Genomic DNA, 12,276 nt, shown 5'->3' with positions numbered 1-12,276 from the left:
TGTATGCAAACAAAAACAAACACTACATAATGTAGTGTTTGTTTTCAAAAAAATGACGGATGGTTAAATCCGTTTTGCACCAATATAACGTGCTTTCCAATAGCTGTTGCTAAGAGATGTAATCGTCACTCCTTTAGACGTAGAAGCTTGAAGAAACTGATTATTTCCTAAATACACGCCTACATGTGAAGGACCTTTTTTATACGTTTGAAAGAAAACTAAATCTCCTTTTTGAAGCTTTGCCTTTGAAATGCTTGTCCCTACTCGATACATTTGTTCCGTTGTGCGCGGAAGTGTTTTTCCAGCTTTTTTGAAAATATATTGAATAAATCCAGAGCAGTCAAAACCTTTTGTTGTCGTGCCTCCCCATTTATAAGGAACACCCATTAATTTTTTACCAGTAGCAATAGCCGTGTCTTTGTATGAATATGACGCTGCTTCTACTGTTTGAGCAGGTGCAATAAACGGACTGGCTCCGCTAAATAAGACTGCCGCTGCCGTTATAGACCCCATGATGGCTTTTTTCATTTTTCTTCCTCCATTATGTAACCGAACGTTACGTTTCTATGAACTTATTTCTCAATGTGTTCGGTTTAATTATAATGAAAAAAGCCTCAAAAACTATTACGCTATGATTAAATAATGTTACAAAATGGTTACTTAGGAATTTTTATCTTTAGACGTTTATAAAAAGAGATTGAGAAATGACTAAATCAACCCAATCTAAAGACGAACAAATTGGATAAATGAGCTGGTATGGATCACTTGTTACACGGCTGTTGATTTCCGTGCAAGACTTCGCTTTCCGCGGGCGGCCGATGAGCCTCCTCGTCGCTTACGCTCCTGCGGGGTCTCACCTGTTCCGCTTTTCCTTCAGGAGTCTTCGCCTTGCCCTCCAATCAACAACCAGAAGCAACTACACAGATGAAATCTACGTTCACCATAACAATGAAAAAATCCGAACGAATTTGATTCTCAATCAAGAACCTCAATCCATCGTTCGGATCTTCCTTTAACTGAAATACTTTTGTCCCAGCCTCTTTGTCTTTTACTTTTCTTTTTGCTGTTTCAAAATTAAGTCCTGTTTCGCTTTAGCATCATGATGCTGCGCTAACTCACGTGAAAATTCTTCATTTGCTTGATCCGGAGCAATTTTTAACTCTTTTGGTGTTTGAGGCAATGACCCTTTGTTGTTATGTGATGATTTGTGATTATTTGCTCTTCCCATGTTGAGACCTCCCTGTATCACTCATTTGTTTTTTATCTTTAGTTACTATTCCCAATTTTTCAAAGCACATTCAAACGAAAAGAGATTGAGACATAACTAAATCACTCCAATCAACAGCTAGAAGCAACTACATACATGAAACCTACGTTCACCATAACAATGAAAAAATCCGAACGATTAATCGTTCGGATCTTCCTTCAACTAAAATACTTTTGTCCCAGCCTCTTTTGTAATTACGATACTTTTTTTGTTACTTCGTTAATATAAGCTTTCTTGTGTTCGTCGTTAAATTGCCCTTCCCACTTCGAGATCACAATCGCGCCAAGTGAGTTTCCAATTACGTTTACCGCTGTACGTCCCATATCTAACAAGCGGTCGATTCCAGCGATAAAAGCAAGCCCTTCTACTGGAAGTCCTACAGATCCAAGCGTTGCAAGCAATACAACAAACGAAACGCCAGGAACTCCTGCAATTCCTTTAGATGTCACCATTAAAATTAATATCAGTGAAATTTGCTGTGTGATGCTCATATCAATACCGTACATTTGCGCAATAAAAATGGCAGCAAGCGCTTGATAAAGAGTAGATCCGTCTAAGTTAAATGAATATCCCGTCGGAATAACAAAAGATGTAATTGCTTTAGGACATCCGAACTTTTCCATTTTCGCAATAATACGCGGCAGGACCGTTTCTGAACTTGCAGTTGAAAATGCTAGTAGCAATTCATCTTTTAGTACTTTTAATAAGTGGAAGATGTTAACGCCTGCCCATTTAGCTACAAGTCCTAGTACAACTAATACAAAGAAAATCATCGTGCCGTAAGCAACAATCACAAGCTTACTAAGCGGAATCAAAGACGCTAGTCCAAATTTTGATACGGTCACACCGATTAATGCAAATACACCAAACGGTGCAAACTTCATAACTAAATTCGTTACCCAAAACATTGCTTCTGCTGTGCCTTCAAAGAATCTTAAAACCGGCTTGCCTTTTTCACCGATTGATGCAATTCCAAGTCCAAATAGGACCGAGAAGAAAATAATTGGCAGCATGTCGCCTGCAGCAATTGACTCAAATACATTCGTTGGAACAATATGAACAAATGTTTCTACAAACCCTTTTTGTTCTGTAGCTTCTGCTGTAGACGTGTAGCTGCTGATATCTGATTTTTCAAGACCGCTGCGGTCCACACCAGTACCAGGGTGAAGCAAGTTAGCTGCTAATAAACCTACAACAATGGCAACTGTTGTAATGATTTCAAAGTAAAGAATTGTTTTTCCGCCTAATTTACCAAGCTTCTTAATATCACCAACACCCGCAACGCCCACAATGATACTAGAAATAACAATCGGCACCACGATCATTTTAATTAAATGAATGAATACGTCTCCAATTGGCTGTAGCACTTCAACTGCTTTAGGATTTCCATAAAAAATGGCGCCTACAATAATACCTGCAATCAAACCGATTAAAATTTGTCCTGCTAATCCAAGCTTTTTAAACATATCTTTGCACCTTCCTTCTTTTTTCTAACAGCTCGAAGCTGTTTATTTGCACTTAATGTATTCAACAGATACAATTCCATTAAGAACTGTTTATTAAGTAGTTCTTTTATTCATAAGATTACATTATCATGGGCATCACAAAATCTAACAAAAACCTACTGAAACTAACAAAAGTTTTTAGAAAATTACAAAATGAAAACGCTGTAGTTTTTTTACTACAGCGTTTGTTTGACTTCATAATATAGCATTTGAATAAATTTCTTTACGTTTATGCGACTCGGGGTACTGCTTTTTCCTGTGCCTTTTTCTATATCTCTCATGCGCTGATGTACCATTGAAAAATCAAAAAATTTAGAAGCGTAATTTTCAAATTTAGGATTAAAGAAATCAACCATGCCAAGAGAGGTCAAATGATTTAACGACTGATAAATGGCTCTTCTTACTCGCTGTTCGGCTGCTTTCATTTCTTTTTGCAGCACCTCTTCTGAAAAAGATGCCCCGAGCTTTTTCACGGTAATTTTCTCAAAGATTTCTTTGAGAGAAGGAAAATGCTGTTCATACATCGTGCTTTTTTCCGTTTGATGCAAGTAATTGATGATTTCAATCAAATCCTTACTTCCGCTTTCTCCTAAAATACCAAGTTCTCTTAAAAGAAACCTGCAGGCTTCTGCCGGATCGCTTTCTTTTTTACCAAAAGAAGGCGTTTTTTGCTGGTTTCCTACATTAAGTACGGTATTTAACGATTCTTGAATCTTCTCCATTGATTGTTGAACATGAATTCGTTCAATTACTTTTTGAATGACCATTAGTACTTCCATACGATTAAGCGGCTTCGTGATATAGTATTCAATGCCAAGTGAGTAGGCTTTTCCAATCAAATCTTTTGTTTCTACTTGTGACATCATAATAATTTTCCCTTTAAAACTATCCTTTATTTTGCGCACGGTTTCGATTCCATCTTGAATGGGCATTAACAAATCAATAAATAAAATATCGATCTGCTGTAATAGAGAAAATTGATCATTTAATACAATTCCGTCTTCTGCTTCTCCTATAACCTCCCCTAAATCATTATCTTCAATAATTTCAGCTAACATTGAACGAAAGACTTCGTCATCATCTATGATATAAAATCGCATATTAGTCCTTATCCCCCATTAACGTAGAAATAGGTAAATCTATAGTAAATTGAACACCGGGGCTTGGAGACAGATTAATAAATTGAATACTTCCCCCCAGCTGCTCGGTCATTTGCTTAACGTAGACAAGCCCAAGACCTGTAGAAGGCGTCCCGTCCTTTGCATATTTGGATGTAAATCCCGCTTTAAAAATGAGACGTTCATGCCTTTTTTTCACTCCGGGACCGCTATCTCTCACATACAGTAAAATGCGGTCTTCTTCTCGACATACGTCGATAATAATCGTCCCTTCTTTTTCAATTGCTTCCACTGCATTCGTTACTAAGTTGTTAATTAATGACAAAAACAAGTACACGTGATAGCGAGGGTGCTCTCCTAGAATCGAATATGAAAAATGAATATCTTTTGTTAACAGCGCCGCATATTTTTCATTGCTGCGCATGACGATTTGAAGCAGACTTTCGATTTCCATATACTCAGAAAATTCCTCTTTTGTAATGACCTTGGACAATCCTGCGGATATTCGCTGATTGTCTTTTTTAATATCATGTACTTCTCCTGCAATTTGTAATGCTTTTTGGCTAAATTCGTGCAGCGAAGTAAGCTCATTTATATCTGCTTCGTGTAATTCTTCATATAAATCATATGACTTTTTCGTAATTCGCTCAGCGTCTTGCAGCGTTTTTTTCAAATGAATGGATTCTTCATATAAATTTGAAAGTACAACAAGCAGCTGATCATTTTTTTGAGAGATTTGTCGTTCTCGCAGCTGCCCTTCGTAGAGTTTGATCATGCTAAATAGGCATAAAACAAAGAAACTTCGAAAGACGCCTACAATAAAAATTTGCATGAACTCCGGAAACACAATATGATGATGAACCGTCACATACATAAAAAACAATTCCATACCGCCTGAAACCGTTTCGATTATGATGCTCCATATGCCAATAATCCATGGTTTTGAATGGAAATCATTAATCTTAAACCAAGAAAAAGCAATCGCATACACGAGATAATAAATTCCTGCTGAACACCGGATCTGCAAAGAATGAAGAAAATCAAATAATTCGTAGTTATACCAATCAAGGCACATTCGAAAGCCTACTATAGCACCCGCAACTAAAATACCTGGGATAACGGGAGATATCTTTCTTAAAAGCAGCAGTGAAAAGAAAAAAATAGGCACAGCAAAACTAACTCTATACGTATCATGAAAAGGATAATATTTAAGCTCTCCTGCTAGCGGCACAACTACTACCATCACCAAAATGAGTAAAACATCTTTTTTTACTACCGTATCAACTTTCATCGTTCACGTCCTGCACTTTTTGAACATAAGTATATAGTTTAGCAATCTAAAAGACAATCGCTCTTCCCTATATTTTTTTACATTCCCACTTCCATTTATAAATATAGCCCATATATAAACAGTTATTTATTCTCTTTCATTATTCTCTGTAGTTTTTTAGATTTTCTTGTTTTATTTTGTAATTTTTGTTGTATAGTAGAAGTACCTTTTAAAATGTGAGGCTGTATCACAACTATTCACTCATTATTACATCACCTGATAGCTACATTAAAAAGGAAAACTATTATTTTATAGGGGGAGCTTATTTTACAATGTGGATCATTACCGTTTACTCGAAAAACCAAAGTCCGACTATGTTTGAATTTGAATCAGAGGTAGAGGCGAAAAAGACATTTCAGGAGATTAAAGGGTGTAAGATCCTATCGGAAGTTATTTACTATAACGACCGAGTTCCCGCTTTAGCGTAAATCAGTTGATGTAGGAAGTTTACAAATTATCGGTTAAAAGCCACTTAAAGAGCCAAAGGATGAGCATATTCCTTTGGCTCTTTGCTGTTTAATCAGAAAAAACAGCGCTTCTTATGCAGAAACGCTGTTTTTTTTCGTGAGCATACTGACTGCCCACATCACTATAAAGTTGACAAGCAGCGCAATAAATCCGACGTTGATATCCTTCATTTGCTGAGGCAGTGACGGAAATAACGTACCAATAGTAGATCCGCTGATTGTAATATAGGCTACTACAATAATTCCAGCAATAATTCCCCACGCTGCTCCTTGTTTCGTTACAAAGTTGTTTTTCTTCAAACTAAAAAGCAGAGATGGAAACAGCTGTGTCATTAGACTATAGCCCATTAAAATAATCGTTGACAGCGTCGTTCCCCCGTTTAGTGTAAAGTAAACGGAAATGAGGGCCACGATCGGTACAAAGCTTTTCGCTAAAACGGCAATACGCGCTTCGCTTGCTTGAGGCACAAACGGTTTATAAATATTTTTAGCCAGCAGCGTCGACGCACTCATTAACAGCATCGACCCCGGCACAAGCGCTGTCAGCAAACCGGCTCCCCCTATAATTCCAATAAACCAAGGATCAAATGTCTGGATCGAGATCCGTAATAGCGCAAGATCCACGTCTCCTCCGCTTAAACCAGGAACTTTTAAAATAGCTGCAAATCCGACAAAAAATACAAAGAGCAGCATCAGCGTATAAAGAGGGCTAATAATTGCATTTTTACGAAATACCTTTGCATTTTTCGCTGTATAGCTTGAACTAAACACCTGCGGCCACATATAAAAACCAAGTACTAGTAAAATAACGGTCGAAATAAACCACGAGACGCTTAAGCCTTGTTCAGGAAACTTTAAAAATCCTGGCTTCGCTGCATTCACAGCCTCAAACATCGGACCGTATCCTCCGTAATAATGGAAAGGCAAATAAATACCTAAAAACCCAATGACAACAAGCATCATAATGTCTTTGATAACCGCCGTCCATGCAGAACCGTGAATACCGGATATCATGACGTACAGCGTTAAACTGATGGCTCCCATCCAAATTGCTGCCGACATCGAAATGGCACCATATGATGCTTGCGATACAATAATCCCTAATCCTTTTAACTGCACAACAATAACAGGAATGACGGCAATCACTCCGACAGCAGCTACAAGCACACCAAGGTAAGGGCTTTTATATTTGCTTACAAAAAAATCCGGCTGCGAGACGAGCTTATGATCTCTTGCATACTTCCAAATAACCGGAAGAAGCCAGTATGATAAGACATACGATAAGCTAATATAAATTAAGACATAAAGTGCAGGAGCTCCTTTTCCATAAGCCCACCCGCTTCCGCCTAGAAACGAAAACGTTGTATAGATTTCTCCGGCCATCAGCACAAACACTAAAATAGCCCCGAAACCGCGTCCGCCTACCGTCCACTGCTCCAAGTTCATATCCTTGCCTTTGGTTGATCGTATGCCAAGAAAAATAGCTGCAACTAAAAATAGTAAAATAATAATAAGTGCACTATTCATTCCTCTTCCCCTTCCCGATTTCTGGGATCAAGCTTATACATAACCCCTAAAATAATGGACGTAAGCACCACCCATATCACCATCCAAAACATATTGAACGGCATACCGAGAACAAACGGACTCACTCGATTAACAAAAGGAAGAAACCCTAATATGCCTACGAACGGAAGGACAGACAAAATATAGATAAATTTCATGACCAAACTCCTCCGAATTTCTAAAACTAGCCTCTCTATATTACCACATATTCTGTACATTCAATGAAGGAATGCTTGCATTTAAACTGAAATAATGTCCAAAAGATAAAATATTCTGTACTATTTTATAAAAATACTGTTTTAATTTTTCTGAATAAATAGTATAATTTCTTCTTATAGTTCGCAGGAGGTATCGTACAGATGAAAACAATAGAGAAAATCAGTACATTTGCAGGAAAAACATTTACGCTTTGGGTTATTTTAATTTCCGTTATTGCTTACTCATTCCCAGAGCACTTTGTATGGATTGGAAAGTACATCGTTCCACTCTTAGGAATTGTCATGTTTGGAATGGGATTAACGCTGTCAGCGTCTGATTTCAGTGAAGTATTTCGAAGACCGAAAGAAGTAGCACTAGGCGTGGTGGGACATTTTATCATTATGCCGCTTCTCGCATTCGGTTTGGCGATTGGCTTACATTTACCGAAAGAAATAGCAGTGGGCGTTATTTTAGTAGGCTGTTGTCCAAGCGGCACATCATCAAACGTAATGGTCTTTTTGGCTCGAGGAAACGTTGCGCTCGCGGTTGCAATCGCTTCTGTTTCGACCATTTTAGCACCGATTGTTACACCGCTTCTCATTTTATTATTTGCAAGCAAGTGGGTCAATATTGATATCATGTCTCTTATTATTTCGATTATACAAGTTGTCATCATTCCACTTGCCCTTGGATTTACGATCAAAAAGTTTTTTGGAAAAGCCGCAGAGGCAAGTTCCAAAGCTCTTCCACTTGTTTCAGTAGTCGCGATTGTTCTGATTGTATCTGCCGTTGTGGCAGGAAGCCAAGCACAGCTTGCTAAAACGGGTGGTATCATTTTTGCCGTAGTGGTACTTCACAACATTCTTGGTTTCACAATCGGCTTCTTCTTTGCCCGCTTGTGCGGAATGGATCTAGCCAAACAAAAAGCAGTCGCAATGGAAGTTGGTATGCAAAACTCAGGGCTGGGCGTCACCATTGCTTCTACTCACTTTTCGCCACTAGCCGCTGTCCCAAGCGCAATCTTCAGCGTCTGGCACAACATCTCAGGCTCAGTGCTTGCCTTTATCTTCAGCAAACTAAAAGACAAAAACCAGTCCTCATCTGACAAAAAAATGGCTGGCTAATACAACAAATTTATACAGGGGCACGAAGACTCCCTTGAATCTTCCTAAAAAGATCTTAAAAAGGTTTTAACTAAGCGAATGCCACCAACCCCGCCAGGGGGGTGGCATTCGCTTAGGTATAGAAAAAGAGACATGGCGCTTTTGCCATGTCTCTTTTTCTACATCGATTCTAAACTATATTAGCCTCTTCCTGCTTGGAAAGAAGGATATTTCGTCATACCGCCATCAGCAAATAATGTAATACCTGTTACATAGCTTGCTTGTGATGATGCTAGGAATGCTGCAACTGATGCTACTTCTTCTGGTTTACCGATGTAACCCATTGGAATCATGCTTTCTACGTCTGCACGTTGTACAGGATCTGCAAATTTCTCTGCGTTAATTGGTGTATTCATCGCACCTGGTCCAATGTTATTTACGCGGATACCTTTTGGCGCATATTCAAGAGCCAATGTTTCCGTCATTAGTTTCATACCGCCTTTACTTGCTGCGTAGTGAACAAATAATGGCCAAGGAATCATTTCGTGAACGCTAGACATGTTAATAACGTTCCCTTTAATGTCGTTTTCAACGAAATATTTAATTGCTTCACGGCTTCCTAAGAATGCACCTGTTAAGTTTGTATCGATAACTTTGTTCCAGTTATCTAGAGATAACTCATGAGAAGGAACTGGGTTTTCAACACCAGCGTTATTAATCATAACGTCTAATGTACCGAATTCTTTAATAGCTGTTTGAACAAGGTTTACAACGTCTTCTTCTTTTGTTACGTCGCCTTGAACGATGATTGCTTGACCGCCTGCTTCTTCTACTTCTTTTTTCGCATCTAAAGCTTCTTCTTCATTGTTGTAATAGTTAATAACAACTTTTGCTTCTTCTTGACCGAAACGAACAGCCATTGCGCGGCCTAAACCTGTTGATCCACCTGTAATTACAACTACTTTATCTTTTAAATCTGTATACATAATAAAATCCTCCTAGTGTTTTCATTTATTCATACATACTATCATTAACTTTTACGTAAACGTTAACTTTTAGCCATTCCGAGGAATACGCCACCTAAAATGATGAGCACAATACCAATCGTAATCGAAATAAGCTGACGCTTTGTTTTCTTTTCTCCTAATAAGAAGATACCGCCAAGCGTTGAAATAACAATTCCCATTTGTGATAATGAGAAGCTTGTTGCAACCCCTACTTTAGGTTGAGAGATAAATAAGAACATATTACCAGCTGCCCAAATCAGCCCTGGAATAATGTTGCGAATTGCGTATTTATTAAACGGTTTGTGTTTATAAGTAAGTATAAGTCCACCAATTAACATACCAATAGCTTGTGGGAATAGTGCCGACCATCCGTCTACATTAAATAAACGAGCGACAACTACATACACTAAGTATCCAATTGTTGAAATAATAAGGGTAATAATCCCTTTTTTGAATTGTCCAGATTGCTCTGCATTTTTTTCGCTTTCTAGTGATGTTAACACAATACCAATAACAATAAAGATAAGAGCTAACACGCCTAAAATAACGGTTGTTGTTGTTGACCACTCGTGAAACACGATAACACCAAACAGTGATGTTGTCACAAGCTGCATACCAGTTGAAATTGGCATGGTTTTTGAAACACCAATATAATCAATCGTTTTTAACTGATTACTTTGCCCAACTGCCCAAAATAATCCTGAAACGATTCCGACAATAAAAATAAGCGGTGTCAATACTGGATGAACTACGAAATAAATAACGGCCGAAAAGATCAGCGCACCGATTGTAGTCCCAAGCGTTTGACTGTAAGGACCTCCGCCCAATTTAACGTTGAACAGGACAATACTTCCCCAGAAAATCGCAGGAAGAATAGCCAAAAGGATATCCATTTGATACTAACCTTCTTTCTCAAACTCTTGATGTAATTGTAAATTTAAAGTACCTTTTATTTAACTAGGTAACTTTATGTAACCAATCTTAGACCTTTTTTTTTGATACGTCAACAATAATATGTCGATTTTGTGACTTTTTTTAAATTCTTTACAATACAGCGTTTTCAAGCTACTGAAAGTTTTGAAAATAAAAAAAGATAGCCTTTTCATTATCCAATTGTTAGTATATAATAAACTTAAAGTAGTTACTTTTAATACCCTATATACGATAAAGTAGGTGGCATCAATGAATGAATTTGATGAGTTATGTCCAAAAGTATGGAAAACATTCGATATAATCGGAAAAAGATGGAATGGATTGATTATTTATGTCCTTATGAGCGGACCTAAACGTTTTAGTGAAATTCACAGCAGCATTCCTTCTTTAAGTAAACGAATGTTAACCGAACGAATGAAAGAGTTAGAAGAAGAAGGAATTGTGATCCGGCACGTTATTCCTGAACGTCCGGTTCGCATTGAATATATCTTAACCAAAAAAGGATCAGAGCTTGGTATGATCTTAGGGCCCGTCAGTAAGTGGGCAAAAACATGGATAAAATAAAAAAGCCTCCACTGAGGCTTTTTTATGTTTGGTAGAGGATATAATTATTTTTCCCTTCTCTTTTCCCTTTGTATAACGCATCATCTGCATTTTTTAATAATAAAGTAGCCGATTCCCCATCCTCTGGATAAATAGACACGCCAATGGTAGTTGTTGTGCGCAACCAATAGCCGCGTACATTCCAAGTTTGCTGAAGAGACGCATGAATCCGCCTAGTAATTTGTTCAATTTCTCGTCCATTTGTTACATTTAAAATAATGATGAACTCGTCCCCGCCCAAACGATAAATGCGATCGCCTTTCCGTACACAGCTTTGTAATCTCTTCGTGTACGCTTTTAGAAATTCGTCTCCAATATGATGGCCATATTCATCGTTAATTTGCTTAAAATTATCACAGTCGAGAAACAAAAGCGCAAAAAACTCATCGCTTTTCCGCTGTCCTTTTTCAATCACTTTGTTTAACTCTTTTAACAGCATCGCCCGGTTAGGAAGTCCTGTTAAACTATCGTGAGTTGCTTCAAAATGCAGTTTATTCTCTAGCGCTTTTTGATCGGTAATATCATTATGAATGGATACATAATGAGTAATGTTTCCGTCTATATCTTTTAACGGCACAATTGTTTTCGATACCCAGTATGACTGATTATGCTTCGTCCACATTTCAAGCTCCCCTCGCCATACTTTTCCGCTTTTTATTGTCTCAAGCAGCTCAGAATGGTCATGATGAAGCCCTGCATCTCGATAATACTGCCCCAATAAATCTTCTTTTTTATAAACCGGACTGTTGTTTCAATTTCTTAACGTACCATATCCTATGTATACGTCTAACAACTAGTATAGCGGGATTGTCTTAAATTTCTCTTAATATTACATGAAAGATAGCTGAAGAAAGCTATTACCCACTGAAAAAACTAGACCTAGTTAGATCTAGCTTCTTATTTGTGAATGTGAATTCTACATCTTTTTAGTTTCAAATCGTTCCACGGCTCTCATTTGTTTGATTGACGGCGATTTGTGTACGCACATGCCCAGATGAACTTTTTGAAGCAAATAGGGATCAATGTAAAAACCATTTTGAAAGATGTTTTCTTTTTCCTGTTCGTCATGAAATTTGGAGCATCTTACACAGTAATACATATCATAACCTCCTTGCGAACTATTTTATAAACGGGGATAGTTGTGAGTGGTATATTTACCTACATCATATGGAAAAGAAC

General features: G+C 37.8%; 13 protein-coding genes and 1 pseudogene. 2 read left to right on the top strand and 12 right to left on the bottom strand.

Features of this window, described 5'->3' with window-relative positions:
• Positions 1-63: 63 nt before the first annotated feature.
• From M3225_RS14790 to M3225_RS14760, 7 genes are all read right to left on the bottom strand, one after another.
• Positions 64-528 (bottom strand): C40 family peptidase, encoded by a 465-nt coding sequence (locus tag M3225_RS14790; protein ID WP_251394935.1) that lies wholly within the window; start codon positions 526-528, stop codon positions 64-66.
• A 520-nt stretch (positions 529-1,048) separates the two neighbouring features.
• The gene (locus tag M3225_RS14785) at positions 1,049-1,228 is read right to left on the bottom strand and encodes a YfhD family protein (protein ID WP_013055768.1); all 180 of its coding nucleotides are present in this window, start codon (positions 1,226-1,228) and stop codon (positions 1,049-1,051) included.
• A 233-nt stretch (positions 1,229-1,461) separates the two neighbouring features.
• Complete coding sequence (locus tag M3225_RS14780; RefSeq protein WP_074894094.1) at positions 1,462-2,733, bottom strand: cation:dicarboxylate symporter family transporter; 1,272 nt, start codon at positions 2,731-2,733, stop codon at positions 1,462-1,464.
• 215 nt (positions 2,734-2,948) lie between these two features.
• A complete protein-coding gene (locus M3225_RS14775; protein ID WP_251394933.1) occupies positions 2,949-3,872 on the bottom strand; it encodes a response regulator in 924 nt (307 codons plus the stop codon).
• A gap of 1 nt (position 3,873) precedes the next feature.
• Positions 3,874-5,181: a sensor histidine kinase gene (locus tag M3225_RS14770; RefSeq protein ID WP_251394931.1), complete on the bottom strand. Its 1,308-nt coding sequence runs from the start codon at positions 5,179-5,181 to the stop codon at positions 3,874-3,876.
• 578 nt (positions 5,182-5,759) lie between these two features.
• Positions 5,760-7,214, bottom strand: coding sequence for a sodium:solute symporter family protein (locus tag M3225_RS14765; RefSeq protein WP_251394929.1), 1,455 nt, complete (start codon positions 7,212-7,214; stop codon positions 5,760-5,762).
• A complete protein-coding gene (locus tag M3225_RS14760; protein WP_251394927.1) occupies positions 7,211-7,411 on the bottom strand; it encodes a DUF3311 domain-containing protein in 201 nt (66 codons plus the stop codon). Before M3225_RS14760 ends, M3225_RS14765 begins: the two co-directional genes overlap by 4 nt.
• 201 nt (positions 7,412-7,612) lie before the next feature.
• Between M3225_RS14760 and M3225_RS14755 the strand changes: the two genes are divergently transcribed.
• A complete protein-coding gene (locus M3225_RS14755) occupies positions 7,613-8,575 on the top strand; it encodes a bile acid:sodium symporter family protein (RefSeq protein WP_251394926.1) in 963 nt (320 codons plus the stop codon).
• 179 nt (positions 8,576-8,754) lie between these two features.
• Here M3225_RS14755 and gdh read toward each other — a convergent pair whose 3' ends face one another.
• Positions 8,755-9,540, bottom strand: a complete 786-nt coding sequence (gene gdh, locus M3225_RS14750) for a glucose 1-dehydrogenase (RefSeq protein ID WP_014461262.1) — start codon at positions 9,538-9,540, stop codon at positions 8,755-8,757.
• A 62-nt stretch (positions 9,541-9,602) separates the two neighbouring features.
• Positions 9,603-10,454 (bottom strand): RhaT/GlcU family sugar-proton symporter, encoded by an 852-nt coding sequence (locus M3225_RS14745; protein ID WP_025749619.1) that lies wholly within the window; start codon positions 10,452-10,454, stop codon positions 9,603-9,605.
• Positions 10,455-10,743: 289 nt separating this feature from the next.
• On the opposite strand from M3225_RS14745, the gene M3225_RS14740 reads away from it, so the two are divergent.
• Positions 10,744-11,058 (top strand): winged helix-turn-helix transcriptional regulator, encoded by a 315-nt coding sequence (locus tag M3225_RS14740; protein WP_013055757.1) that lies wholly within the window; start codon positions 10,744-10,746, stop codon positions 11,056-11,058.
• A 22-nt stretch (positions 11,059-11,080) separates the two neighbouring features.
• Here M3225_RS14740 and M3225_RS14735 read toward each other — a convergent pair whose 3' ends face one another.
• From M3225_RS14735 to M3225_RS14730, 3 genes and pseudogenes are all read right to left on the bottom strand, one after another.
• Positions 11,081-11,587 carry a diguanylate cyclase domain-containing protein gene (locus tag M3225_RS14735; RefSeq protein ID WP_374109836.1) on the bottom strand — a complete coding sequence of 169 codons (507 nt, stop codon included), beginning with the start codon at positions 11,585-11,587 and terminating at the stop codon, positions 11,081-11,083.
• A gap of 9 nt (positions 11,588-11,596) precedes the next feature.
• Positions 11,597-11,821: pseudogene (locus M3225_RS29940) on the bottom strand (PAS domain-containing protein); the annotation flags it as partial.
• Positions 11,822-12,013: 192 nt separating this feature from the next.
• Positions 12,014-12,196 (bottom strand): DUF3973 domain-containing protein, encoded by a 183-nt coding sequence (locus M3225_RS14730; RefSeq protein WP_013055747.1) that lies wholly within the window; start codon positions 12,194-12,196, stop codon positions 12,014-12,016.
• Positions 12,197-12,276: the final 80 nt, after the last annotated feature.

The organism is Priestia aryabhattai, assembly GCF_023715685.1.
Lineage (GTDB): Bacteria > Bacillota > Bacilli > Bacillales > Bacillaceae_H > Priestia > Priestia aryabhattai_B.
This window is presented reverse-complemented; position numbering and strand designations above follow the sequence as displayed.

Coding starts and splice junctions, on each gene's coding strand:
- M3225_RS14790 (WP_251394935.1), bottom strand. CDS start 528: ATGAAAAAAGCCATCATGGGGTCTATAACGGCAGCGGCAGTCTTATTT.
- M3225_RS14785 (WP_013055768.1), bottom strand. CDS start 1,228: ATGGGAAGAGCAAATAATCACAAATCATCACATAACAACAAAGGGTCA.
- M3225_RS14780 (WP_074894094.1), bottom strand. CDS start 2,733: ATGTTTAAAAAGCTTGGATTAGCAGGACAAATTTTAATCGGTTTGATT.
- M3225_RS14775 (WP_251394933.1), bottom strand. CDS start 3,872: ATGCGATTTTATATCATAGATGATGACGAAGTCTTTCGTTCAATGTTA.
- M3225_RS14770 (WP_251394931.1), bottom strand. CDS start 5,181: ATGAAAGTTGATACGGTAGTAAAAAAAGATGTTTTACTCATTTTGGTG.
- M3225_RS14765 (WP_251394929.1), bottom strand. CDS start 7,214: ATGAATAGTGCACTTATTATTATTTTACTATTTTTAGTTGCAGCTATT.
- M3225_RS14760 (WP_251394927.1), bottom strand. CDS start 7,411: ATGAAATTTATCTATATTTTGTCTGTCCTTCCGTTCGTAGGCATATTA.
- M3225_RS14755 (WP_251394926.1), top strand. CDS start 7,613: ATGAAAACAATAGAGAAAATCAGTACATTTGCAGGAAAAACATTTACG.
- gdh (WP_014461262.1), bottom strand. CDS start 9,540: ATGTATACAGATTTAAAAGATAAAGTAGTTGTAATTACAGGTGGATCA.
- M3225_RS14745 (WP_025749619.1), bottom strand. CDS start 10,454: ATGGATATCCTTTTGGCTATTCTTCCTGCGATTTTCTGGGGAAGTATT.
- M3225_RS14740 (WP_013055757.1), top strand. CDS start 10,744: ATGAATGAATTTGATGAGTTATGTCCAAAAGTATGGAAAACATTCGAT.
- M3225_RS14730 (WP_013055747.1), bottom strand. CDS start 12,196: ATGTATTACTGTGTAAGATGCTCCAAATTTCATGACGAACAGGAAAAA.